This is a genomic window from Paenibacillus macerans, assembly GCF_050565405.1.
GTDB classification, from domain to species: domain Bacteria; phylum Bacillota; class Bacilli; order Paenibacillales; family Paenibacillaceae; genus Fontibacillus; species Fontibacillus macerans_B.
Window position 1 is genome coordinate 94,511 of sequence record NZ_JBNYYG010000012.1, and the last position, 22,319, is coordinate 116,829.

Sequence of the window (22,319 nt, forward strand, 5' to 3'; positions counted from 1 at the left end):
CGGTTGTTTTTTCTGTATAAAAAAGAACCTTCAATACCGCCGCTGCATCTCAGCCTGGCGGTAATGAAGATTCTTTCAATTTAGTTCATGCTTAGCTCGGATTGGCCACGGGCGCCACGGCCGGTCCGTGACCGGGCGTGGCCGGCGCTTCGCCGGCGCCCAACTGCAGCCGGTACATTTGATAATACCGTCCGCCCAGCGCCAGCAGCTCTTCGTGCGTGCCGCGCTCGACGATTTCGCCGCGATGCAGCACGAGGATCTGGTCGGCGCTGCGGATCGTCGACAAGCGGTGGGCGATGATGAACGTCGTCCGGCCGCGTTTCAGCACCTCGAGCGCGGATTGGATCAGCGCCTCGGTTTCCGTATCGATGTTGGCTGTAGCCTCATCGAGGATCAGGATCGCCGGATCGAAAGCGAGCGCCCGGGCGAACGAGATCAGCTGGCGTTCGCCGGCGGAAAGGGTGCTGCCCTTTTCCACGACCGGTTCGTCCAGCCCCTTCGGCAGATGCGCCAGGATCCGGTCGGCGCCGACGTCGATCAGCGCTTTCTCTACCGTTTCGCGCGAGATGCGCTCATCGCCAAGGCTGACGTTCGAAGCGATCGTCCCGGTGAACAGGTACGGGTCCTGGAGTACGATCCCCATATGCTGGCGGATCCATTGCTTCGGCAGATCCGTGACGGGCTGCCCGTCGATCGTGATCGTGCCTTGCTGCGGATCGTAGAACCGGAACAGCAGGTTGATGATCGAGCTTTTGCCGGAGCCGGTATGCCCGACCAGCGCGACCGTCTGGCCTTGTTTCGCTTCAAACGAAATATTCTTCAGCACGTAATCTTTTTTGTACGCGAACGAGACGTCCTTGAACTCCACGTTCCCTTTGTAGCGCGGCATCGAGCCGTCGACCACGTCTTCGCCCGGTTCGTCCATCAGCGTGAACACCCGGCCGGCGGACACCATCGAGGAATCGAGGGCGGCCAGCTGGTTGACCATGCCGGTAATCGGCTGGAACAAGCGACCCAGCACGTCGACGAAGGCGTAAAGCACGCCCAGCGAGATAACGCCGGCACCGCCGAGCTGGGCGGACCCGAAATACCAGAGAACGGTGGCAAACGCCAGGTTCCGGATCACGTTGACCAGGTTATGCGAAGTGAACGCGTTCAGGTTCAGCATTTTGTTTTGGTGCTTCATGTAGTCGTTGTTCAGGTTTTCGAATTCTTCCTTCGTTTGCGCCTCGCGGCGGAAAATCCGGATGATCGACATGCCCTGGATCGATTCGTTGATGATCGCGTTGATTTCGCTTAAGCGCGAGCGGATGATCGTATTGTACTTCGTCGCAAACTTGCGGTAAAAGACGATCCACAGATAAATGATCGGCACCACGAACAAACAGATCAGGCCCAGCCGTACGTCCAAAATGAACAAGGCGACATAAACGCCCAGCATGTTGATGATTCCGGAGAAGAAGTTCGCCAGCACGGCGATAAATAAATCTTTGACCGCCTCGGTGTCGTTGGTGACGCGGGAGACGACTTTCCCGGCCGGCAGATTATCGAAGAAATGCACCGGCAGCCGCTGAATATGGGCGTAGACGTCCATTCGCAGCTTCCGGATGACCTGGTTGGCCGAAGATTGCAGCCAGTAGGTCTTGCCGAATTCCATCACGATGGAGACGGCCAGAAACACGAGATACCAGACAATGAGCGAAAAGATCCCGGGCACCTCCGGTTTGTAAAAAGCGAACAGCCCTGCGGCATCCAGCCTTTGCGCCGGATAATCGGCGGTCGTGCCGTCCTGCCGGGTCAGGGTAAGCACGCCGTCCCGGAAGCTTCGGTCCCCGGAAACGTCCGCGACCGAAGCGTCGACGAACACGAAGCTCTTGCCGACCTGCAGGATGCGGACCTCGGCGCCTTTGGCTTCGCCTTCCGCGAAACGGTCGCCTCTTTTGAAGGTGCGGCCGTCATAGGTTACGTTGCTCTTGCCTTGAGCCGACGTCTCGTAAAAAGGCTGCTCGATCGCCAGCATATGATCGTCGATCATCGCGCGGGCGATGAACGGGCCGGCGAGTTCGGCGGCCACGCCGATCGCCAGCATGACGAGCGCAAGGATAAACGTATTTTTCGCCGTCAAGGCGTATTTGAATAAGGATTTACCCGTATGGGTGTGCATAACTTAGGACACCTCCCCGTCGGTCAGGTTCGATTCCACCTGCTGACGTTCGTATTGTTCGCGGTACCAGCCGCCAAGCTCCAGCAGCGTATCATGGGTACCTTCTTCGATGATGCGGCCTTTCTCCAGCACGACGATCCAATCCGCATGCTCGATGGCGGACAGCCGATGCGTGGAGATCAGCGTGGTTTTGCCGGAACGCTGGCTGCGGATGTTCTCGATGATCCGCGCTTCGGTCCGGGCATCGACGGCCGACAAGGCATCGTCGAGAATCAGGATATCCGGGTCGGCGATAAACGCCCGGGCCAGCGAGACGCGCTGTTTCTGGCCGCCGGAGAGGGCGACGCCCTTCTCGCCTACGAGCGTATCCAGGCCGTCGGACAAGGTGCCGAGGTCCTGGTCGAAGGCGGCGGTGCGGATGGCTTCCAGGATCGCCTCGTCCGGCGCGTCCTTCAGCCCGAACTGGATGTTCTGCCGCACCGTCTTGGAGAACAGGATTTGTTCCTGCGGCACGTAACCGACCCACCCGTGCAGGCGATCCAAAGCGATTCTCTGAATCGGCACGCCGGAGATCGATACTTCGCCGCTGCCTACCGGATATTCATGCAGCAGCTGCTTGAGCAGCGTCGATTTGCCGCTGCCCGTGCGGCCGACGATCCCGAGCGTTTCGCCGCGCCGGATCGTCAGGTCGACCCCCACCAGATTGTTGATTGTAGAAGTCGGATAACGGAACGTGACGTCTTTGAATTCGATCGTTTCCGGCGTTTCGACATGCACCGGCTGCGGTACGTCCTCGACGTCGGGCTTGACGTTCAGCGTTTCGTTGACGCGGTCGAGCGAAGCTCCGCCGCGCTGCATGATGTTGATCAGCTCGCCGATCGCGAACATCGGCCAAATCATCATCCCCAGGTACATGTTGAAAGATACGAGATCGCCCAGGGTCAATTCATTGTGAAAAACGAGATAGATGCCGTACGTCAGTCCGATCGCGTAGCTGAGTCCGACGCAGAGTCGGATTGTAGGCTCGAAATAAGCGTCCACTTTGGCTACCGCCAGGTTTTTCTTATACACGTCGTTCGTGATATCCGCAAAACGTCCCTCATCATGGCGCTCCTGTACATAGGCGCGAATGACCCGGATGCCGGCCACGGACTCCAGCACCTGGTCGTTCATGTCCCCGAAGGCGTCCTGCGCCAGCGTGTATCGCTCATGGATGATTTTCCCGTAAATCTTCATCGCCAGGGCAATGAAAGGGAGGGGGATGATCGCAGCGAGCGTCAGCTTCCAACTGATCAGCGTACTCATGGCAATGAAGATTACCGAGAGGTACGCCGTCGAGTCGGTCAGCGTCAGCATCCCGAATCCCGCGGTCTGGGCGACCGAACGAAGATCGTTCGTAGCCCGGGCCATCAGGTCGCCGGTGCGGCTCCGCTCGAAGAACGGCGGCGTCATCCGCAGCAGGTGGCTCATGAACCGGGTGCGCAGCAGCCGCTCGACCAGGTTCGATCCCCCGAACAAGGAATGCATCCATATGTACGTAATGAGGTAGATAAAAATCAATACGCCGATAATGAGCAAAATATATTGGGTTAACGAAGCCCAAGTGACCGTGCCGGCCACGATTTCATCGATGGCGCTGCCCAGCAGGCGCGGCGGAGCGAGCTCCACGATCCCCGCGACGATGAGCAGGAACAGGCCGATCATATAGCGCCTTTTTTCTCGCCGGAAAAACCAGCCCAAATTTTTTAAAACGGAAAACATGATGTGGTTACCTCCTTTTTGATTACAGCTTACGATACCTGCAAAAAACCGCAAAAAAGGCATATCGTCCGAAAACGATATGCCTTAAAGACCATAACATATGTCGCGTCCGTTACTTGTAAGCAAGCAACCTCCGCGTATGATATCGCCGAATCCCTCGAAATAAGCAGGGGCGGTCAGCGCTAAGTACGATCCAAGCCGGTAGGGGTTGCTCCGGTATTCGGTTGTGTGTGGTTATACGCATTGCGATGCGTAAACATGAACTTGAACTTCGACACCTTGCTCACCCTTTCTCATTGGTAATTACTTGAAATGCGATCTCGTATGTTCCCGATTTTAGCACCGGTTTCAAGAATGTGTCAAACGTTATTTTTTTCGGTACCAGGTGCTAAGGGGCAAATGCGACGAACCATGGCGTCAAGCCGGCAGCCGATTTGGGTGTAAGATCAACACTCAGGTCAACACTCGCTGTCCGGACGCTTTGCACGATTATCCCGTTTGATCAGGGGAGCGGAGAAACAGATCAGTTCGAGATCATGAGACGAGCTTAAGGCAAAAAAACAGGTGGGGGTTTCCTGACGAGGCAGGCGTTGCCGCAGACAGAAGGGTTCCGGTTGCCAGCAAAATAACGGTCTTTTCGTTTTACCGCGTCTTGTCCTTAATCTCCCGTCCGGCTGCTTCGCTTCTCCTAACTCCCGAATCGATAACATGCGTACATACGTTTGTTTTATTTGATTATACCGAACATACGTTCCTTTATCAAGGCAAAAAACTTACCTGAACCGCCTTTTCTTATTTTTTATCGTTCACCTAACCTACCCTAGCTCCCTTAACGAAAGGGATAATCGTGCAAAGGAGCATATAGAGACAACAAGACACGAACCCTATAGGTTAGGTTTAGGTTTGGCAATCGCGCCGGTTTCGTCTAGAATAGAGTAAAAAAGCGGCTTTTCAGAAAGTGGAGGGGAGAATCTGATGATTAACGTGACACATGAGGCTGCCGAATGGTTCAAGCAAGAGCTTGGCCTTCAGGCGGGGCAGGCGGTGCGGTTCTTCGCGCGCTACAGCGCGGGCGGCAAGCTGCACCCGGGATTCTCGCTGGGAATTGACGTCGATAGGCCGGTATCGCCGGGGCTTGCCTCGGAGGTAGGCGGCATCACGTTTTACATGGAAAACCAGGATTTGTGGTATCTGGACGGCTACCATCTCAACGTGTCATTCGACCCGCGGCTTGGCGACATCGAGTACGAATACGAGGCGGCCGCTCCGAATTAATCATAATACGCGGTATGGTCAGGGATGATCATACCGCAGCAAAAAAAGGCCCGTCACCGCGGGCCTTCGCTTATTGTTATTGAAAGTTGTGCCGGCAGGTCAGCCGACAACGATCGCAATGTGGCTAAATGATGCTGTCTTCCATGGCGAACTCGAAATCGCCGATATCGTACACCTGAACCGGTACCTCCGCTTCGATGATCCGGCGGATCAGCTCCAACTGGTCGGTGAGGACCGGGACGTTCTCCCGCTGGGCGGTCAGCACGATTTCCGTTTCGATCGGGTCGAGAAACTCGCCGTAGCGTTCATTGTCGACCGCGTTGATCACGGTCCAGGAAATACGGTCGCCGAACAGGATCGACGGGCTTTTGGACCAAGGCACGCTTAAAGCCCGCTCCAATTTCTTGCGGTTGAGCGGTTCCTCGAGATAGGCGATCAGCTCGCTTATTTTTTCTTTCACGTGCATATCGTCGACGGGGTCGTTCATGAGCGGCTCCGGACTATTTTGAAACTCGTAAAGCTCCATGACGGTGGTGTAAGGTACAATATATTCAACAGGTGCCTGCGGCACCAGCAATTCTCCGTATATAGCCACCATCACGGCTTCAATCACAAATTGGCGTGACATGGTCATCCTCCTAAAGCAGCCTGTGTCTCGTTGCTGTCCTGCAAATCACAGCGACATATGAATTTATTAAGGAGTATACCACATCCTGTAAGTAAATTCAGCTTTACAGCTTGAAAATCGGCGTTTATCCAGCGAAAAGGGGGAGTTTGGCTTGAATCGAACAACGGTTGGCGGATCATCCTTGCTGTCGAAAGAGACGTTGAACTGGGTGGAGCGCCAGGCGGGCGCGGGATTCCGAGTCGTCACGGTCACGCCCCTCAAAGGCGGAATATCATCGGCGGTTTACGGGGTGAAAATAAAACGGGAGGAAATGCTGCCGGGGCCGCCCGAGGTGTATCGCGACTGGATCGATACGGGGCTTGGCGGTTTGACGCCGCGGCTGATCGCCCGGCGGTTGGACGAATATGCCGAAAGCCTGGTGCGCAAAATGGCCTGGCGGATTTCGGACTAGAGAAACCGGCTTACAGTATCAGATAGAGGGTGTGCTCACAAGTTGAAACATTGGAAAGCTTATTGGACGTTTGTTCGGCCTTATACCAAATGGATTATTTTGACCTTATGCATCGGGATCCTGAAATTCGGCATTCCGTCGCTGCTGCCGCTGGTGCAGAAATACGTGGTGGACGACATTTTGCTGAATACGGCGATCGATTTGAGCCAAAAGGTCTCGCAACTGATGATCGTGCTGGGCGCAACGATGTTCCTGTTCGTCGTCGTGCGAGGTCCGGTGGAATATGCGCGGCAATACTTTGCCCAGTTGATCACGGCACGGATCCTGTTCGACCTGCGCAACCGGCTGTACGGCCATTTGCAGCGGTTATCGCTGAGATACTACCAGAATACGAAAGTCGGGGAAGTGATCTCCCGCTTCATCAACGATGCCGAGCAGACCAAGAACATCGTCGAGGTCGGCATGATGAATGTCTGGCTCGATACGTTTACGCTGGTGTTCGTGCTGGGCTTCATGTTTTATTTGAACCCGTGGCTGGCGCTCGTGTCGATCGCGATTTTTCCGCTGTACGCCTTGGCGGTGAAGATCCTGTACAAGCGGCTCAAGAAGCTGACCAAGGACCGTTCCGCGGCGCTCGCCGGCATCCAGGCTTACCTGCATGAACGCATTCAGGGGATATCGGTCATCCGCAGCTTTGCGCTGGAGCGGTATGACCAGAAGAAGTTCGAGGGGACCAACGGCAGGTTTCTGCACAAAGCGCTGGCCCACAGCCGCTGGAACGCCTGGACGTTCGCCATCATCAACACGATGACGGACATCGCGCCGCTGCTCGTGATTGGCTACGGCGGCTATCAGGTCATTCGGGGGGATCTGACACTGGGAACGTTCGTCGCCTTTTTCGGCTATCTCGACCGGCTGTATGCGCCGCTCAAGCGGCTGATCAATTCGTCGACGGTGCTGACGCAGGCCTCCGCTTCGTGGGAGCGGGTGCTTGAGCTGCTGGAGGAGCCCTACGATATGAGCGATGCGCCGGATGCGGCGGTTTTGCCGCAGGGCAGCCATAGCGTGGCGTTCCGGAACGTATGGTTCAAATATCAGGAGCCGGGCGACTGGGTGTTAAAGGACATTTCGCTTGAGGTGCATCCGGGGCAAACGGTGGCGTTCGTCGGCATGAGCGGGGGCGGTAAATCGTCGCTGGTGGGGTTGATTCCGCGCTTCTACGACATTCAGCGGGGGATGTTGACGGTCGGTGGCCGGGACGTCCGCGACTGGACGATGGAGAGCCTGCGCAGCCGGATCGGGATGGTGCTGCAGGACAACTTCCTGTTCAGCGGCAGCGTGCGCGACAACATTTTGTTCGGCCGCCCCGGGGCGGCCGAGGCGGAGGTCGTCGAGGCAGCCCGCGCGGCCAATGCTCACGATTTCATCATGCAGTTGCCGCAAGGCTATGATACTGAAGTCGGCGAGCGCGGCGTCAAGCTGTCCGGCGGGCAGAAGCAGCGGATCGCCATCGCCCGCGTCTTCCTCAAAGACCCGCCGATTCTCGTGCTGGACGAGGCGACCTCGGCCCTCGATCTGGAGTCGGAGCATCTGATTCAGCAATCGTTGCAGACGTTGTCGCGCTCCCGCACGACGCTGGTCGTGGCGCACCGGCTGTCGACGATCACGCATGCCGACCAGATCATCGTCATGAAGAACGGCGAAATCGCCGAGCGCGGCACGCACGACGAGCTTATGGCCGCCCCGGGTGGCGTGTACGCGCAGCTGTACAACATCCAGAATTTGAGTCCGGCGGCGAGCGGCGAACCGGTGTGAGGCGCAGGAGCGCTATAGCTTCCCGATGACCAGGGATAAAATGCCCGCAGCGATGAGCGGCCCGACGGGTACGCCGCGGAAAAAAGCGACGCCCAGCACCGTGCCGATCAGCAGGCCGGCGACGACCGTCGGCTGGTTGCCCATGAGGGTGGCGCCTCGGCCGCCGAGCCAGGCGACCAGCATGCCGACCCCGATGGCGAGCAGGGACTTCCAATGGAAGAAGGAAGCCCATAAGGTTTGGATGGAGATTTTACCGCTGGCGACCGGGGTCATGACGCCGATGGTCAAGATGAGGATGCCGAGCGTCAAGCCGTATTTCTCCAGCCAGGGAAACGCGTAGTTCAAATGCAGCACGCGAAGCAGCAGCAAAACGATCATGGCGACGGTGATCGGCATATTGTTGCTGAAGATCCCAAGCGCGGCGAGCAGCAATAACAATAACGAAGTAATGTCGATTTGATTCATGTTCCACCTCCTATGGTGCGGAAATACACATCAATGACGGAACCCGGCCGAGCGGAAACGGCGAATTTGAACGATCGCGAAAGCTCGAATCTATCGTCCGGACGTTGTCAGGATGTGCTCGGCGATCAACCGCCCGTGGCCGCGGCCGGTTTCAATGAACACCTCGTTGGCGTTGCGGCCGGAGGCGATGACCCCCGCCACGTACAATCCGGGCACGTTGGTCTCCATCGTTTCGGGGTCGAACACCGGCTTCTCCATGTCGCCGGCCATGTCTACCCCGGCGGAGAACAGCAGCTTGCGGTCCGGACGGAATCCGGTCAAGGCCAGAACGAAATCGTTAGCCAGCGTGAGCGTCTCGCCGGCGGCCGACTCGACCACGACATGGTTCGGGTGGATTTCGATTACCCGCGAATTCAGGCGCAGCGCGATTTTCCCCTTATTAACCAGGCTTTCGAAGCTCGGGCGAACCCAAGGCTTGATATTCCCCGATAAGTCGTCCCCGCGATAGACGACGGTCACCGCGGCGTTGACCCGAACCAGCTCCAGCGCGGCATCCACCGCGGAATTGCTGCCGCCGATAATCGTGACCTTGGTGCCGGTATACGGATGGGCTTCCTGGAAATAATGTGATACCTTGTCGGTATTTTCTCCCGGAATCCCTAAAATATTGGGATGATCGAAATAACCCGTCGAGATAATGACGCGACGGGCCGTATATTCCGCCTGTTCGCCGCCGCGTTTGACGGAGCGGACAAGAAAAGCGCCGTCCGGCCGGCGCAGCACCTCGGTTGCTTCTTCATAGGCGGACACGGGCACGTCGTAATGGTCGCTGACTTTGCGGTAATAAGCGAGCGCCTCGTGGCGATAAGGTTTATCGTTCGGCGTGGCAAACGGCACATCGCCGATTTCCAGCAGCTCCGGCGTACTGAAAAACTGCATATAAGTGGGGTACGAGTAAATGGAATGGACAAGGCAGTGTTTTTCCAAAACGAGCACCTGCAGACCGCGCCGTTGGCATTCGATGGCTGCCGACAGACCGCATGGCCCTGCTCCGATAATGATGACATCCTGCATGGGGTCCTCCTAGGTTTGCATAGATTTTCAACAGCAGTTTCAAAACAATTCCATCCTACAGCAAATATCCGCGAATAGCCAGCCGTTCGCCGCATTTCGCTGCAGCCGGAACATGTGGCAATCCTATGACATCTGAGGTTTGGGAGGTTCAAAACGAGAATTTTAGAGTACACTAGTAGTGTAAGCGTTTGCCTAAAATTTTAAGAAATTTTGGGAGGTGCCGAATATGCTGTCGTGGTTCAAAAAACATCGTAAACCAACTCGTGTCGGAGTCCCTGCCGCTATTCAGGTGACATTGGAAGAAGTGAGACGGGCCGTACTGCGTTATGAGGCCGAAATGCCCGATGGCATTAATCGTTTATCGTTGCTGCTTCCGGACGGAAGTCTGGACATGAAGCGATTATCGCGATATTTAGGCGGGATCACGGATCAACGTTTCTACCTGTCGAGGGAAACCTATGAAATTTTTACGGAGCAGGATCGCCAAATCCCGTATTATCTGGATTTAGTGCAGTCGGCGGTCGACAACTACGTCGAGGAGCAAGGGAAGCTGCCGGTGGTCGAGCAATCGCCGCAGTTCGAGGTTGATTTCCGGCTGCTGGTGCGGGAGCATTATCTCAAAGAAATGCCGCCTTTTCCGCTGTACGTCACGGAACAGGAAATGATGCTGACCCATCGTCCGAAGCAAGTCATTTAACGGCAGAGCGCAGAACCGGCTAACCCCGGGATGCGCTCTTTTTATTTGACAGGCTGTTTTACAATAGAGAGAGAGACGACTTGGGGAAAGTGGGGAAATGAAGTTGCAGCTGAAAGCCGTACTGTTTGACTTGGATAACACGTTGATGGACCGGGATTATACGTTTCGCCATTTTGCCCGGCAATTGGTGCGGGAATGCCTGGTGCCGATGGAGGAAGCGCAGCAAGATCGGCTCGTAACCGAAATGATCGAAAGCGATGCGGATGGATACCGTCCGAAGGAAGGTTTTTTTCTGGAGCTGATCGAGACGCTGCCCTGGAGCAAGAAGCCCGCGCTGTATGAGCTGAAGCAATATTACGACCGGAATTATATGGCGCATGCGAAGGCGATGGATTTTGCGGCCGAAACGTTGGAGACATGCCGTTCTATGGGGCTGCGCCTCGGGATCATTACGAACGGATACAGCCATTTGCAGCATGGAAAAATCGATCGTCTCAACCTCCGCGCCTATTTCGATGCGATCATCGTATCGGGCGACGTCGATATCGGCAAGCCGGACCCGCGGATATACCGTTTGGCTCTGGAGCGTCTCGGCACGCGGCCGGAAGAGACGATCATCGTTGGCGACCATCCGCGCAACGATATATGGGGGGCTGCCCAAGCGGGCCTTCGCGGCATTTGGCTGCGGCGCAAGCATGCCTGGGACGAGGGGCTGGACGGCGGCAAGCCGTGGCGGACCGTCTCGGAGCTGAATGAGATCCCCGAGCTCTTGGAACAATACGAGAGGTAATGGAAGAAGGAAAGGATTGACAAAGTCCGCCGCAATCCACTATGATGGGTACAAATCTTTGAAGGAGGCTGGTAATTATGGTGAGAGTACGCGCAATGATGTCGTTATCGTCGGTGTCGTCAGTGCAATCTCATATCGTGAATACGGTCTTCTTGACGGAAAAGAGCCGCAGCATCGCGTGACGGAATAGCTGAAGTCTATCCGAACGCGAAGCAGCAGCGCTTGCTTGGTTGATCCAGCCGCGGGACCGCATTCACGTCCCGCGGCTTTTTGCTGCCGTCATTCCACGGGAGACGGCAGTTCATACGGGCACAGGAATATTCGGCGCACCTCCATCTGGAAGACGATGGGGAGGCCGGTATATTCCTGATGCCTGAGGTGGCAGACGCGGGAGCACGTTCCCGCGTCTTTTTCTTTTAGGCGCGACGGGCTGCGGAAGCGCTTGACGCGGGAAGGCCTGCCGGGCTGCGGCAACGGGATCAGCGCGATGCCGTCAGGGATCCAGCGTAATTAACCACAATGAAACCAATAAAACCAACGAAAACGGAGCGACCCGCTCGAGGAGGAAAAACGAATTGAATTTGAACGAATTGAACGAAATGAACAAGATAAATGAAATGAACGCAGGAAACGTAGCAAGCGAAACAAACGATTATTGCGATAAGGGCAATGCCATCGAATTAGTCCAATTGGGCTGGAACCCGCAACGGGAGAACGCTTTGCATCAACTGGGCCTAGGTGGCGTGCACCCGGGGAGGATCATCGCCGATCACGGCCGGAAATACCGGATCGCGTCGGAGCGCGGGGAAGGCTGGGCGGAAATGTCCGGCCGCCTGCAATTCGAGCTGGGCGAACGCAGCGAATTTCCGGCCGTCGGGGATTGGGTGGCGGTCCGCTTTCTGGACGGGGCCGCCGTGGATGCCGTCATTCACGGATTGCTCCCGCGTACCAGCCGCATTTCCAGACGGGCTGCGGGTTCGGTGCCGACCGAGCAAATCGTGGCGGCCAACGTCGATCTGCTCTTCGTCGTTGCGGCGCTGAATCTGGACTTCAATCTTCGCCGGCTGGAGCGATATCTGATTATGGCTTGGAACAGCGGAGCGATGCCGGTCATCGTGCTCAGCAAGGCCGATTTATGCGAAGACCCGGAGCAATACGTCGCCGAGGTGGAGTCGATCGCGCCGGGCGTTGACGTTATTGCCGTCAGCGCCTTGGAGGATTTGGGCCGGGCGCAGGTGGATGCGCTGCTCCGGCCGGGAGTCACGGTGGCCCTTGCCGGATCTTCCGGCGCCGGGAAATCGACCATCCTCAACTGGATGGCGGGGGTTGACGTGCAGAAAACCCAGGCCATCCGCGAGGATGACAGCCGCGGACGGCATACGACGACGCATCGGGAGCTGTTCGTGCTGCCGCAGGGGGCCGTGATGATCGACACGCCGGGGATGCGGGAGCTGCAGCTGTGGGACGACGACGGCGGCTGGTCGGAGGCGTTCAGCGACATCGAGGAGCTCGGCAAGTCGTGCCGGTTCAGCGATTGCCGCCATCAGCGGGAAGCCGGCTGCGCGGTCAGGGAGGCGATCAACGGCGGCAACCTGGAGCGCAAACGGCTGGACAACTACCTGAAGACCCAGCGGGAGCTGAAGTATCAAGCAGCCAAGGAGCAAAGCCGGCAGCGTTCCGCCCGCTCGGCCGCGGCGGGCAAAGGCAACGAGCCCCGCGGCAAAGGCGAGCAGCGCCGGCGGTATGCGAGCGACTGGGAATAGGCCGTGCAACAAGGGTTCCTTTGCGGCACGGAAAAAGGAGGCGCCGAGGCGCCTCCTTTCGGGATCAAGCATGCTTCGGGCGAAGCGGAAGCCATTTCAGCACGTCCTGAATTTTGGCGTCCCAGTAGCCCCATTCGTGCGAGCCGGGGCCTTCCTCGTAGGTCAGCGTCAGGCCGGCGCGGCTGCAAGCTTTGCGGAACGCCTGATTATCCTCGTAGAGGAAATCCTCCGTTCCGCAGCATTGGTAAAGCTTAGGCACCGGCTTGCCGGCTTTCTGTCCCTGGGCCAGCGGTTCGAGCAGCGTCAACAGGTCGTTCTCGGTGTTCTGCGGCCCGGCTTCGCCGAATATCCGCAGGAACAACGGAGAAATCCCGTCGATGTTATGGTGATTGTTCGCAATATCGAGCGCGCCGGATAAACTCGCCGCGGCGGCGAACATGTCCGGCTTGCGCAGGGCGAGCTTGAAGGCGCCGTAACCGCCCATGGACAATCCGGCGACGAACGTATCCTCGCGCTGCTCGGACAACGGGAAGAACGAACGGCACAAACGGGGAAGCTCTTCGCTGACAAACGTCCAATAGCGGTTGCCTTGGGCCATATCCGTATAGAAGCTGAGATCTACCTGAGGCATGACGACGGCCAGCCCCATCCCCGAAACATACCGTTCGATGGAAGTTCGGCGGAGCCAGATCGAGTCGTCGTCCGACATGCCGTGCAGCAGGTAAAGCGTCGGATAAGGCCCGGCCGCTCCGCTGGCGGGCATGCCGATTTGCGATTGGGCGAGCTCCGGCAAAATGACGGTCATCGACGTGCTGAGCCCCAATACTTCCGAGAAAAAGCGACATTGAAACAGTGCCATGGTATACCATGCTCCTTTTTGTTAGGCTTGATTATATAGCTAAATTATACCTTGGATCGCCGCCGATTTGTAAAATATCACCATCGTTTTCCGCAAACCATGCTAAAATGGAGAAACGGGTTGGTTCCAGGGTAGCAAAGTTGACAAGCTGGGGGTGGAGCGTATGAGTTTCCCCTGGAAAAGAAATCTGTACGTGCTGTGGATCGGGGTGTTTTTTTGCAGCACTGCTTATTCCATGGTTATTCCGTTCATGTCCTTGTTCATTGCCAATGATCTCGGCGTGACCGAGCATTTGACCCTCTGGTCGGGGTTTGCGTTCGGGATTACTTTTTTGGCCGGCGCGTTGATTTCCCCCTATTGGGGCTCGCTGTCGGACAAGTATGGCCGCAAGCCGATGCTGTTGCGCTCGGGATTTTCGCTGTGCGCCGTCTATATTCTCAACTCTTTCGTGCAGGATCCTTACCAGTTGATCGCCGTGCGCATTTTATCCGGTCTCCTGGCGGGTTACGTGCCTTCCGCGATCGCGCTGGTCGCGACGAATACGCCCGAGAAGCACGTCGGCTTCTCGCTCGGGATCATGTCGACCGCCGGCGCGGCGGGCGGGATCATCGGGCCGCTGGTCGGCGGATCGCTCAGCAAATTTATCGGTTACCGGGAATCCTTCTTGGCAGCAGGGGCCGTGGTGCTTTTCTCCGCCTTGATTGCCTGGATTTTCGTCAAAGAAGAAAACTTCGACCGCAACCGCGAACGCTCGCATGTGCTCGACGATCTCAAGGAAGCGTCGGCCAACCGTCCGCTCATGGGGAAACTGCTTGTGGTGCTCATCGTGACGGCATCGGTGATGGTGCTGGAGCCGCTGCTTTCGCTTTACGTGCTGGATCTCGGGGCATCGGCGGCCAATGCGTCCTTCAGCTCGGGGATTATTTTCTCGGCAGTCGGCATTTCTACCGTGATCGCCGCGCCGCTTTGGGGGAAGATCGGGGAGAAAATCGGCTACCGCAACACGCTGATGATCGGTTTGATCGGCGGGGGCATCGGCAATGTCCTGCAGCATTTCTTCCACACCTTGGTGGGCTTTGGGGCGCTTCGCTTCGTGTACGGCCTGTTTTTTGCCGCGGTATTCCCGGCGCTAAACGCGCTGATCGTGCAGGCGACGAAACCGGAATTTCGCGGCCGGGCGTTCAGCTTGAATCAATCGGCCGGCCAGCTCGGCAACATGGTCGGACCGATCGCGGGCGGGGCCATCGGCGGATGGATCTCCATCCCGGTGGTGTTTGTGCTGAACGGGGCGCTGCTGGCCTGCACGGCCGCCGCGTTGCGGCTGCAGCCGCTGCTTCGCGGCAAACGGGCGGAGGAGAGCGTCCGCTCAAAAACCACGCTTTAAGCATAACGAAAGAGGCTCCCTTTCCCGGCTTGACGGCTGGGAGGGAGCCTCTTTCTATGTGACGGCGCCGATAGTTTAATAGAGGGAAAGCGCGAGCGAGTCGAACTCGCTTTTGCTGTGCAAAATCGCTTCGGAACCGTCGATCTCGATGCTGATCAGGGAGTTAAGGCATTTCTTCAAAGCTTGCTTGCCGTTATAATATTTGTACTCGAGCGCGCTGGTCAGCAGTTTCAAGGTACGCTGTACTGGCTGCTTGCTGTCGACGTTGAAGTAAACCGGAACAAGGTTGTTTTGGAAGTTAATTAAAATTCTCATGGTAATCACCTCTATACAGTGGTTTCATAGTAATCATTGTAAAGTAGAAAACTTAAAAAAAGATTAAGAAAACATTATGATTCAATTAATCTTTGATGACATCGGGAAAGAGGGACGTAAGTCGCTCTTTTTCGTCGTCTACATGTAGTACGATTTCCGAATTAAAAAAGTTTCATCTCTATGAAAAATCGTGCTTCACATCCTATTTTTATGGGTACAATGTAATAGATTGGCAAATATTTCCGAGCATTGCTAAATTAATTAGTGTTATGATTACTGCATCCGAACGGCATCGATGTACCTGAAAGGCGATGCGGCAGGTAGGTCAAACATCGGAAGCAAGACCCAATCTGGAGGAGGTGGACAGATGTTTATTACGGAACCGGCCAACAAGGGAGCGGTGGTCTTGGAAGCGAGGGAATGGTTGTATCTCGCGGAACGGCTCGGCATGAGCCGCTGGCTTGGCACTAAGCATCCTTTTCACGTTTTTTTGCGAGAGGGGTTGGACCCGATCGCAGGGGACGCACGCGAATCGCTGCTGCGCAAAGGCTACATCACCCCTAGCGCGCATGGAGATCATGTTAGCCTGCCTCTGGACGTAATGAATAATCTGACTGCCGCATCGCACGCCGGCAAAGCTTGCCGATTGAACTACGTCAGCGGGAAACGGGCATACGAGGAATATCTGCACATCGCCGGCGAACAGTTGATCCGCTTGGAACGTCTTTTCCGGAGAACCCCAAGCTATCTGATGGAACGGACCGCGGGGGCAAGACAGGTATCCGGGGCGCTGGCCGGCAAAATGAAATGGAATACGCGTACGACCGGCGAACTTCCGGCCTTAATGATGTCCAGAAAGCAATTTGAGGCGCTGATGCATCAGGCGCCTGAAATGGATTTGGACCGCATCACGTCGCGGCTTGCCGAAATGACCGATGACGAGGAAGGCGGGATCGCGCTGGCCAAATGCATCAAGACGCGCATCTCGCAAGGCGATATTCGCTTCTATGCCAAACGCGGAGAAGACTGGGAAACGCAAAACATGCAATTTATCAACAATGATCATATGAATTGGCTCATCCGCTTCAGCGCCAAGGAGGAGGAGGACTGGATGATCGCCACGCCCACCCCGCGCCAAAAATTCCAGGAAATGCTGCTGATGTGGTTCCGGCAGCCGCTGGAGCTCTAGGTTTTCACAGCACGGGAAGGGAGGTTGAACGATTGGAACAGGAAATTTTCCGGCTGGAGCAGGAGGTTCAGGAGCTCCGCGCAGAAGTGGAGCGCTTGAAGCAGGAAGTATGGCATATCGGCAACTCAGGCCGGGGAACGGGAAAGGGCGGCAGATTAACTCGGATAGCTCTGTCGTTGTTTGTCGTAATCGCCGTCATGTATCTGGGAATGATTTTAGTAGGCCTGATCCAGTTCTTTTCCTAGCGATGATATAATTCATACGGATGCCATTCATAACTATGATAAGACGCAAAGCTGTCCCGAACGAAGGGGCGGCTTTTTTTATATATGATGTATTAATTGCGGAGCCGGGGCTTCCGCTGCCACAAGAAAACGAGGTTGGAACGGGGGCGGGCATAAGGCGCACGGGCGTGGCTTTGGAACAGGCGAATTGGGGTCACTCGCAGGGACTACTCCGGCAAGACGCTATTTTGGTGCTGGCGAGATTTCGGTGTACAAGCAGGAAGCTGCGGCCGTCCCAAGAGCACTGCGGTGCAAAACGCGCAGTCCCAAGATGACGAGGCCTAACGGACACCATAGCCCTTATTTCGCCGAAAATGGGGCTGAATATATTATTACGGTCATTACGGTCCGTTACGAACGGCAGCAGGAGGATCGAATGCCAGAAAGGACCAAGGCGGACGCGAAAAGATCAGGCAGACTGGAAAAGATCAACCTGAATCAAGCATCAAGCGGGAAAGCATGGCCTGGTTTCCTAGAAAATTCGCCGAAAGGCGTCTTTAATGGCATCAAGAGAGTGTTGATTTTATTGTTATTGGTGTGTATATTGTATATATACATTGACTACAAAATTTACAATGCAAGAAGGTGAAGCATGGATATTTTGCTTTCCCATTCCTCGGGCGAACCGATTTACTTGCAGATCGTCAGGCAAATCCGGGACGGCATTCTGCAAGGGAAGCTGACACCGGGTACGGCATTGCCTTCCATTCGCCAGCTGGCCAAGGATTTGCAGATCAGCGTCATTACAACGAAGCGGGCCTATAACGAACTGGAGCAGAAAGGGTTGATCGATTCCGTCGTCGGCAAAGGCTCGTTCGTTTCCGGCGGCAATCAGGAGTTTATCCGGGAGCAGCGGCTGCGGGTGTTTGAGGGCAAGTTGAAGGAGGTTCTGGAGGAATCCAGGAGCATCCTGATGTCGACCGAGGAGCTAATCGGTTGGATCAGATTATTGGATCACGAAGAAGGAGGAGCATGAAGATGAATGCTTTGGAAGTAGAAGGCCTTGTCAAGCATTACGGCCATTTTTCCCTATCAAAGCTGAGCTTTGCGGTACCGAAAGGATATATCACCGGATTGATCGGACCCAACGGAGCCGGAAAAAGCACGGTGATCAAGGCGATCATGGGCATGGTGCTGCCGGAGGAAGGTCGGATCACCGTATTGGGCAAATCTGTCGCGGGAAACGACGGCAATTATAAACAGCAGATCGGCTATATTTCCGATGAAAATATTTTTTATGAGTATTTGACAATGGAGCAGATGAAACGAGTCGTTGCCCCTTTTTACGAACGGTGGGACGAAACGTTGTTTACCAAATACATGGAGCTGTTCGAGCTGCCGAAACGCAAAAAAATCAAGGATTGCTCCAAAGGGATGAAAATGAAGTTTGCCATCGCTTTGGCGCTTTCGCATCATCCGTCGCTGTTGATCATGGACGAGCCGACGGCAGGGCTGGACCCGGTGTTCCGCCGGGAGCTGCTCGATTTGCTGGCCGACTATATTTTGGACGAAAATAATACGATCCTGTTCTCGACGCATTTGACCACGGATTTGGATCGCGTAGCGGACTACGTTACGTTCCTGAACCGCGGGGAGCTGGTGTTTGCGGACAGCAAGGACGAGGTGCTGGAACGTTACGTGATCGTCAAAGGAAGCGGGGAGCTTCTGGATGCCGACGTCCGCAGGGAACTGATCGGCATCCGTGAAACGGCGGTCGGCTTCGAAGCGCTGGCGAAGGACCGGGAGCAGGCGCTCTCCCTTTTCGGGGTCAACGCGCTGTTTGAGCGTCCTACGCTGGAAGAGATCATGTATTTTACGGCAAAAGGGGGCAAAGCGTATGCCTAATCTCGTTCATCTCGTGCGCAAGGATGTGCTGCTGATGCAGCGGTACATCTGGCTGTTGGTTATTTATGCGGTCGTCTTCTCCGGGTTCGTGCAAACGGACAGCTCGCCATTGTACGGCATGTTGCCGGGAATGGTGCTGATCTTGGTGCTGAATGCCGACATGCGGCTGCCCAGTCAGCAATTTCTGGTCAACTTGCCGGTACGGCGGAGTTTCCTCGTTCTGTCCAAGTACGCCTCCACCTTCATCATGATGCTGTTCGCCTTTGTGTTCAGCATGCTGCTGAATGCCGGAGCCACCGCAGTACATGGTCAGCCGGTGGTTTGGAACCTCGGGCAAATGCTTAGCATCTTCTTGGCACAGATCCTCTTTATGTCGCTCTATATTCCCATTTACTACTGGCTTGGCTTGAATGGGGCCCAGTACCTGAACGTGGCGATGATCATCGTCATCATGATCGGCAGCCAGCTTGCGTCAGGTTTGTTAAGCGGCGACGAAACCCTGCGGCTTGCGGCGACCGCTGCGGAGCATCCGGTGGCGGCCGGCCTTCTGGGGGGGAGTGCAGCCGTACTGTCGGTGGTCGTTTCTTACCTGGCGTCCCGTGCGATATTTGCCCGCCGGGATTTGTAAAACGCGTCTTGTTGACTAAACCGCACCCCTAAATGGGCAATCTGGAAAGAGGCAGGAAAACCAACGCCAAGAACCCATTTATTCATAACAGGAGTGTGACGGCATGACAGGAAATCAGACGACGAACCGCGGGCGCTTTCAGGGGAGAACGGCGATTATCACCGGGGCCGGTTCCGGCATCGGCAAAGCGGCGGCGGTCAAGCTGGCGGGCGAAGGGGCGCAGGTAGCGCTGTTCGATTTGCTCGATGAGCGCACGGAACAGGCGGCGCGGGAAATCAATGCGATGCGCGAAGGCGCGGCGCGCGCCTTCGACGTCGACGTGGCTGACCCCGCGCGGGTCGAGCGGGCGGTACGCGAGGCGGCCGACCATTTCGGCGGCATCGATATCGTCTTCGCCAACGCGGGGATCAACGGCAAACTAGCCCCGGTCGACGAGCTTAGCTTCGAGGAATGGGAGAAGACGCTGAGCATCAATTTGACCGGCACGTTCCTCACGGTCAAGCATACGGTCCCTTATTTGAAAAAGCGGGGCGGCGGCAGCATCGTCATCACGAGCTCGATCAACGGAAACGACACGTTCTCCGGCTTTGGCATGTCGGCATACAGCACGACCAAAGCGGGCCAGGTCGCTTTCGCCAAAATGATCGCGCTGGAGTTGGCCCAATTCAAAATCCGCGTCAACGCCATCAGCCCCGGCGCAATCGCGACCAATATCGACGCTTCGACGGAAAAAAGCAAGGATTTGGAGGAAATCATCATTCCCGTCAAATATCCGGAGGGCTCCCAGCCGCTCGCCGACGGGCCGGGGCAGCCGGAGAACGTCGCGGATCTGGTAGCCTTCTTGGCTTCGGACGAAGCGATTCATGTTACCGGTGCCCGCATCGTCATCGACGGCGCGGAGTCGCTGCTATAACCGTACAGGGTTCTATTGCGCATAAGCGCTTCCGCCGGTCGCGGAGGCGCTTTTCATTTTCTTTGGACCAGCCCGAGGGGGTGGCCGGGAAGCCGTTGCGGCGTCTGTGGTATGATGGAAGCAGCGAAAAGAACGAAGGCGACTTGGTTAACATTTGATCTCAAAAGGAGGAAGCGATGATGTTGTCTTGGCTGGCGGAACAAAAAATCGCCGAAGCGATGAAACGCGGGGAATTCGATCATTTGCCCGGAAAAGGCAAGCCGCTGCAATTGGAGGATTTGTCAGGAGTCCCGAGGACCTGCGGATGGCCTTCAAGCTGATGAAAAACGCCGGGTACGTACCGGAGGAGGTCATGCTGCACAACGAGATGGTGCGGTTGAGCGATTTGATCGCCGCCTGCGAGGACGGGCCGGAGAAGCAGGAACTGAAGAAGCGGCTGTCGGAGCAGCAGCTGCGTTTGAACCTGCTGGCCGACCAGCGGGGCCTGCAGGACAATCCGGCGTTCCGGCAGTATGAGGACGCGATTCGCCAAAAGCTGGAGTAGGCCGCGGTATCGGGCCGCTCGCCTAAGATGGCGAAGTGCCGGGAAGCAGCCTGCGTACCATCGCTTCCGTTAGGATAAACAGCTCCCGCGAAATCCGGTCCAGCCGAAAGCCCGCGATCAAGTCTTTGGCCGGCACCGCTTCCGGACGGTCCAGCAGGCCGCTGATATAGGCCAGCCAGCCGATGACGGTTTCCGGCTTCGTTCCGGCGGCGCGCAGCGCGGAGATGCCGAGGTCGCCATGCCGTTTGGCCAGCCGCCGTCCGTCCTCGCCGAGGATCAGCGGGGCGTGGGCGAAGGCCGGCGGCGTCAGCCCCAGCGCCGCGTAAAGATGGAGCTGGCGCGGCGTGGAATCGAGCAGGTCGTCGCCGCGCAGCACGTCGGTGATGCCCATCGCCGCGTCGTCGACCGCGACGGCCAGCTGGTAGGAATAGAGGCCGTCGGCCCGGCGCACGACAAAATCGCCGCCGCTCCCCGGCGGGAAGACTTGCGGCCCGGCGATTTTGTCGTCGAAGCGGATGGCGTCCGAGCCAAGCGCAAAGCGGAGCGAAGGCGATTTGCGCTGCGCTTTAAGCTCCCACTCCGCGGGGCTTATAGAGCGGCAAGTGCCGGGATACGGCGCGCCCTCCGAGGACAAGCCGTGCGGCGCCCCGGCGACGGCCAGCAGCTCCGCCCGGCTGCAGAAGCACGGGTAGAGCCGTCCGTCGGCGGCGAGTTTGGCCAGCGCCGCATCGTACAGCTCCGTCCGCCGGCTTTGCCAATAAGGCCCGGTTGCGTCCGAAGCGCCCGGCCCTTCATCCCAATCGAGCCCAAGCCAGCGCAGGTCGGCGATGATCCTTTCCGTGATCTCCGGCTTGGAGCGTTGAATGTCGATATCTTCAATCCGCAGCACGAATACCCCTGCGGCGGCGCGCATTTGCAGCCAGGACAGCAGCGCGATTTTGGCGTTTCCCAAATGCATGTCGCCGGAAGGCGTCGGTGCAAAACGTCCGCGTTTCATGTTGCTTCACTTCCCTTGGTTCGTAGTCGGCCGCGGCGCACCGCAGCCGTTGTCGAGTTCACGTCCATAGACGTTTTTTTCTTATGTCCGGATGACTCATCATCAGCTTAAAGGAGATAGGGGTAAAAAAGGGCCTTATTTTGATTTTTTAAGCTCATGCCCGGCAGATAAGGACTATCGTTGCATTAAACCTAACAAGGTCTCCTATGTGCATAAAGACTAGTCCAATGATCGCGAATCTTGAAGCCGTACCTTTATGTACCGGATCGAAAAACTGCAAGAGTGCAGGAATTTCGGCCGATTTTAAAGATTACAGCTAAAAAGATGCAAAAATGCAGGAATTTGGGGCCAATTTGGGGTATATGTGCTTATCGTGATAAAAAACTGCACTTTCGGCTAGGCCCCTTAAATCCGGAGTCCTGACCTACAAGTTTATCTTTCTCAAAGACATGCTCACTATCTCACAGGTTTACATCGA

At 56.4% G+C, this 22,319-nt stretch carries 21 protein-coding genes and 1 pseudogene; 14 read left to right on the forward strand and 8 right to left on the reverse strand.

Translation table 11 applies throughout. The annotated features are described in order from the left end of the window. Positions 1–91 precede the first annotated feature (91 nt). Positions 92–2,164 (reverse strand): ABC transporter ATP-binding protein, encoded by a 2,073-nt coding sequence (locus tag ACQ4N8_RS10440; RefSeq protein ID WP_430704295.1) that lies wholly within the window; start codon positions 2,162–2,164, stop codon positions 92–94. A 3-nt stretch (positions 2,165–2,167) separates the two neighbouring features. Beyond that, on the reverse strand, positions 2,168–3,925 hold the full coding sequence (locus tag ACQ4N8_RS10445; protein WP_430704296.1) for an ABC transporter ATP-binding protein: 1,758 nt from the start codon (positions 3,923–3,925) through the stop codon (positions 2,168–2,170). Between the two features lie 975 nt (positions 3,926–4,900). On the opposite strand from ACQ4N8_RS10445, the gene ACQ4N8_RS10450 reads away from it, so the two are divergent. Then, positions 4,901–5,200 carry a HesB/YadR/YfhF family protein gene (locus tag ACQ4N8_RS10450; protein WP_430704297.1) on the forward strand — a complete coding sequence of 100 codons (300 nt, stop codon included), beginning with the start codon at positions 4,901–4,903 and terminating at the stop codon, positions 5,198–5,200. A gap of 124 nt (positions 5,201–5,324) precedes the next feature. Here the strand turns inward: ACQ4N8_RS10450 and ACQ4N8_RS10455 are convergent, their stop codons facing one another. Next, entirely contained in the window at positions 5,325–5,828 is a 504-nt protein-coding gene (locus tag ACQ4N8_RS10455; RefSeq protein ID WP_430704298.1) for an ADP-heptose synthase, read from the reverse strand. A 151-nt stretch (positions 5,829–5,979) separates the two neighbouring features. Here ACQ4N8_RS10455 and ACQ4N8_RS10460 point away from each other — a divergent pair, with 151 nt between their 5' ends. Both ACQ4N8_RS10460 and ACQ4N8_RS10465 read left to right on the forward strand, forming a co-directional pair. Continuing rightward, positions 5,980–6,279, forward strand: a complete 300-nt coding sequence (locus ACQ4N8_RS10460; protein ID WP_430704299.1) for a hypothetical protein — start codon at positions 5,980–5,982, stop codon at positions 6,277–6,279. Positions 6,280–6,321: 42 nt separating this feature from the next. Next, on the forward strand, positions 6,322–8,094 hold the full coding sequence (locus tag ACQ4N8_RS10465; protein WP_430704300.1) for an ABC transporter ATP-binding protein: 1,773 nt from the start codon (positions 6,322–6,324) through the stop codon (positions 8,092–8,094). A 12-nt stretch (positions 8,095–8,106) separates the two neighbouring features. On the opposite strand, the gene ACQ4N8_RS10470 is transcribed toward ACQ4N8_RS10465, so the two are convergent. Both ACQ4N8_RS10470 and ACQ4N8_RS10475 read right to left on the reverse strand, forming a co-directional pair. Next, positions 8,107–8,559, reverse strand: a complete 453-nt coding sequence (locus tag ACQ4N8_RS10470; RefSeq protein ID WP_430704301.1) for a DUF441 domain-containing protein — start codon at positions 8,557–8,559, stop codon at positions 8,107–8,109. A 90-nt stretch (positions 8,560–8,649) separates the two neighbouring features. Then, positions 8,650–9,633, reverse strand: coding sequence for a YpdA family putative bacillithiol disulfide reductase (locus tag ACQ4N8_RS10475; protein WP_430704302.1), 984 nt, complete (start codon positions 9,631–9,633; stop codon positions 8,650–8,652). Between the two features lie 226 nt (positions 9,634–9,859). On the opposite strand from ACQ4N8_RS10475, the gene ACQ4N8_RS10480 reads away from it, so the two are divergent. The 3 genes from ACQ4N8_RS10480 (at position 9,860) to rsgA (ending at position 12,883) form a co-directional block, all read left to right on the forward strand. Continuing rightward, a complete protein-coding gene (locus tag ACQ4N8_RS10480; protein WP_430704303.1) occupies positions 9,860–10,330 on the forward strand; it encodes a DUF3939 domain-containing protein in 471 nt (156 codons plus the stop codon). A 97-nt stretch (positions 10,331–10,427) separates the two neighbouring features. Further along, positions 10,428–11,120: an HAD family hydrolase gene (locus ACQ4N8_RS10485; protein WP_430704304.1), complete on the forward strand. Its 693-nt coding sequence runs from the start codon at positions 10,428–10,430 to the stop codon at positions 11,118–11,120. A gap of 575 nt (positions 11,121–11,695) precedes the next feature. After that, positions 11,696–12,883, forward strand: a complete 1,188-nt coding sequence (gene rsgA / locus ACQ4N8_RS10490) for a ribosome small subunit-dependent GTPase A (RefSeq protein ID WP_430704305.1) — start codon at positions 11,696–11,698, stop codon at positions 12,881–12,883. 64 nt (positions 12,884–12,947) lie between these two features. Here rsgA and ACQ4N8_RS10495 read toward each other — a convergent pair whose 3' ends face one another. Further along, positions 12,948–13,742, reverse strand: a complete 795-nt coding sequence (locus ACQ4N8_RS10495; protein WP_430704306.1) for an alpha/beta hydrolase — start codon at positions 13,740–13,742, stop codon at positions 12,948–12,950. 163 nt (positions 13,743–13,905) lie between these two features. Between ACQ4N8_RS10495 and ACQ4N8_RS10500 the strand changes: the two genes are divergently transcribed. Continuing rightward, the gene (locus ACQ4N8_RS10500; protein WP_430704307.1) at positions 13,906–15,126 is read left to right on the forward strand and encodes an MFS transporter; all 1,221 of its coding nucleotides are present in this window, start codon (positions 13,906–13,908) and stop codon (positions 15,124–15,126) included. A 75-nt stretch (positions 15,127–15,201) separates the two neighbouring features. Here ACQ4N8_RS10500 and ACQ4N8_RS10505 read toward each other — a convergent pair whose 3' ends face one another. Then, entirely contained in the window at positions 15,202–15,441 is a 240-nt protein-coding gene (locus tag ACQ4N8_RS10505) for a hypothetical protein (RefSeq protein ID WP_430704308.1), read from the reverse strand. 367 nt (positions 15,442–15,808) lie between these two features. Between ACQ4N8_RS10505 and ACQ4N8_RS10510 the strand changes: the two genes are divergently transcribed. The 7 genes and pseudogenes from ACQ4N8_RS10510 (at position 15,809) to ACQ4N8_RS10540 (ending at position 20,844) form a co-directional block, all read left to right on the forward strand. Next, positions 15,809–16,630 carry a hypothetical protein gene (locus ACQ4N8_RS10510; protein ID WP_430704309.1) on the forward strand — a complete coding sequence of 274 codons (822 nt, stop codon included), beginning with the start codon at positions 15,809–15,811 and terminating at the stop codon, positions 16,628–16,630. A 32-nt stretch (positions 16,631–16,662) separates the two neighbouring features. Further along, complete coding sequence (locus tag ACQ4N8_RS10515; protein WP_430704310.1) at positions 16,663–16,875, forward strand: hypothetical protein; 213 nt, start codon at positions 16,663–16,665, stop codon at positions 16,873–16,875. A gap of 631 nt (positions 16,876–17,506) precedes the next feature. Continuing rightward, complete coding sequence (locus ACQ4N8_RS10520) at positions 17,507–17,890, forward strand: GntR family transcriptional regulator (RefSeq protein WP_430704311.1); 384 nt, start codon at positions 17,507–17,509, stop codon at positions 17,888–17,890. A gap of 2 nt (positions 17,891–17,892) precedes the next feature. After that, entirely contained in the window at positions 17,893–18,759 is an 867-nt protein-coding gene (locus ACQ4N8_RS10525; RefSeq protein ID WP_430704312.1) for an ABC transporter ATP-binding protein, read from the forward strand. After that, a complete protein-coding gene (locus ACQ4N8_RS10530) occupies positions 18,752–19,387 on the forward strand; it encodes an ABC-2 transporter permease (RefSeq protein ID WP_430704313.1) in 636 nt (211 codons plus the stop codon). The genes ACQ4N8_RS10525 and ACQ4N8_RS10530 overlap by 8 nt, the downstream gene beginning before the upstream one ends. A gap of 103 nt (positions 19,388–19,490) precedes the next feature. Next, entirely contained in the window at positions 19,491–20,300 is an 810-nt protein-coding gene (locus ACQ4N8_RS10535) for an SDR family oxidoreductase (protein ID WP_430704314.1), read from the forward strand. Between the two features lie 179 nt (positions 20,301–20,479). After that, a pseudogene (locus tag ACQ4N8_RS10540) lies at positions 20,480–20,844 on the forward strand (DnaJ family domain-containing protein). A 22-nt stretch (positions 20,845–20,866) separates the two neighbouring features. Here ACQ4N8_RS10540 and gluQRS read toward each other — a convergent pair. Then, positions 20,867–21,841: a tRNA glutamyl-Q(34) synthetase GluQRS gene (gene gluQRS, locus ACQ4N8_RS10545; protein WP_430704315.1), complete on the reverse strand. Its 975-nt coding sequence runs from the start codon at positions 21,839–21,841 to the stop codon at positions 20,867–20,869. Positions 21,842–22,319 lie beyond the last annotated feature (478 nt).

Coding starts and splice junctions, on each gene's coding strand:
- ACQ4N8_RS10440 (WP_430704295.1), bottom strand. CDS start 2,164: ATGCACACCCATACGGGTAAATCCTTATTCAAATACGCCTTGACGGCG.
- ACQ4N8_RS10445 (WP_430704296.1), bottom strand. CDS start 3,925: ATGTTTTCCGTTTTAAAAAATTTGGGCTGGTTTTTCCGGCGAGAAAAA.
- ACQ4N8_RS10450 (WP_430704297.1), top strand. CDS start 4,901: ATGATTAACGTGACACATGAGGCTGCCGAATGGTTCAAGCAAGAGCTT.
- ACQ4N8_RS10455 (WP_430704298.1), bottom strand. CDS start 5,828: ATGTCACGCCAATTTGTGATTGAAGCCGTGATGGTGGCTATATACGGA.
- ACQ4N8_RS10470 (WP_430704301.1), bottom strand. CDS start 8,559: ATGAATCAAATCGACATTACTTCGTTATTGTTATTGCTGCTCGCCGCG.
- ACQ4N8_RS10475 (WP_430704302.1), bottom strand. CDS start 9,633: ATGCAGGATGTCATCATTATCGGAGCAGGGCCATGCGGTCTGTCGGCA.
- ACQ4N8_RS10480 (WP_430704303.1), top strand. CDS start 9,860: ATGCTGTCGTGGTTCAAAAAACATCGTAAACCAACTCGTGTCGGAGTC.
- ACQ4N8_RS10485 (WP_430704304.1), top strand. CDS start 10,428: ATGAAGTTGCAGCTGAAAGCCGTACTGTTTGACTTGGATAACACGTTG.
- ACQ4N8_RS10495 (WP_430704306.1), bottom strand. CDS start 13,742: ATGGCACTGTTTCAATGTCGCTTTTTCTCGGAAGTATTGGGGCTCAGC.
- ACQ4N8_RS10500 (WP_430704307.1), top strand. CDS start 13,906: ATGAGTTTCCCCTGGAAAAGAAATCTGTACGTGCTGTGGATCGGGGTG.
- ACQ4N8_RS10505 (WP_430704308.1), bottom strand. CDS start 15,441: ATGAGAATTTTAATTAACTTCCAAAACAACCTTGTTCCGGTTTACTTC.
- ACQ4N8_RS10510 (WP_430704309.1), top strand. CDS start 15,809: ATGTTTATTACGGAACCGGCCAACAAGGGAGCGGTGGTCTTGGAAGCG.
- ACQ4N8_RS10520 (WP_430704311.1), top strand. CDS start 17,507: ATGGATATTTTGCTTTCCCATTCCTCGGGCGAACCGATTTACTTGCAG.
- ACQ4N8_RS10525 (WP_430704312.1), top strand. CDS start 17,893: ATGAATGCTTTGGAAGTAGAAGGCCTTGTCAAGCATTACGGCCATTTT.
- ACQ4N8_RS10530 (WP_430704313.1), top strand. CDS start 18,752: ATGCCTAATCTCGTTCATCTCGTGCGCAAGGATGTGCTGCTGATGCAG.
- ACQ4N8_RS10535 (WP_430704314.1), top strand. CDS start 19,491: ATGACAGGAAATCAGACGACGAACCGCGGGCGCTTTCAGGGGAGAACG.
- gluQRS (WP_430704315.1), bottom strand. CDS start 21,841: ATGAAACGCGGACGTTTTGCACCGACGCCTTCCGGCGACATGCATTTG.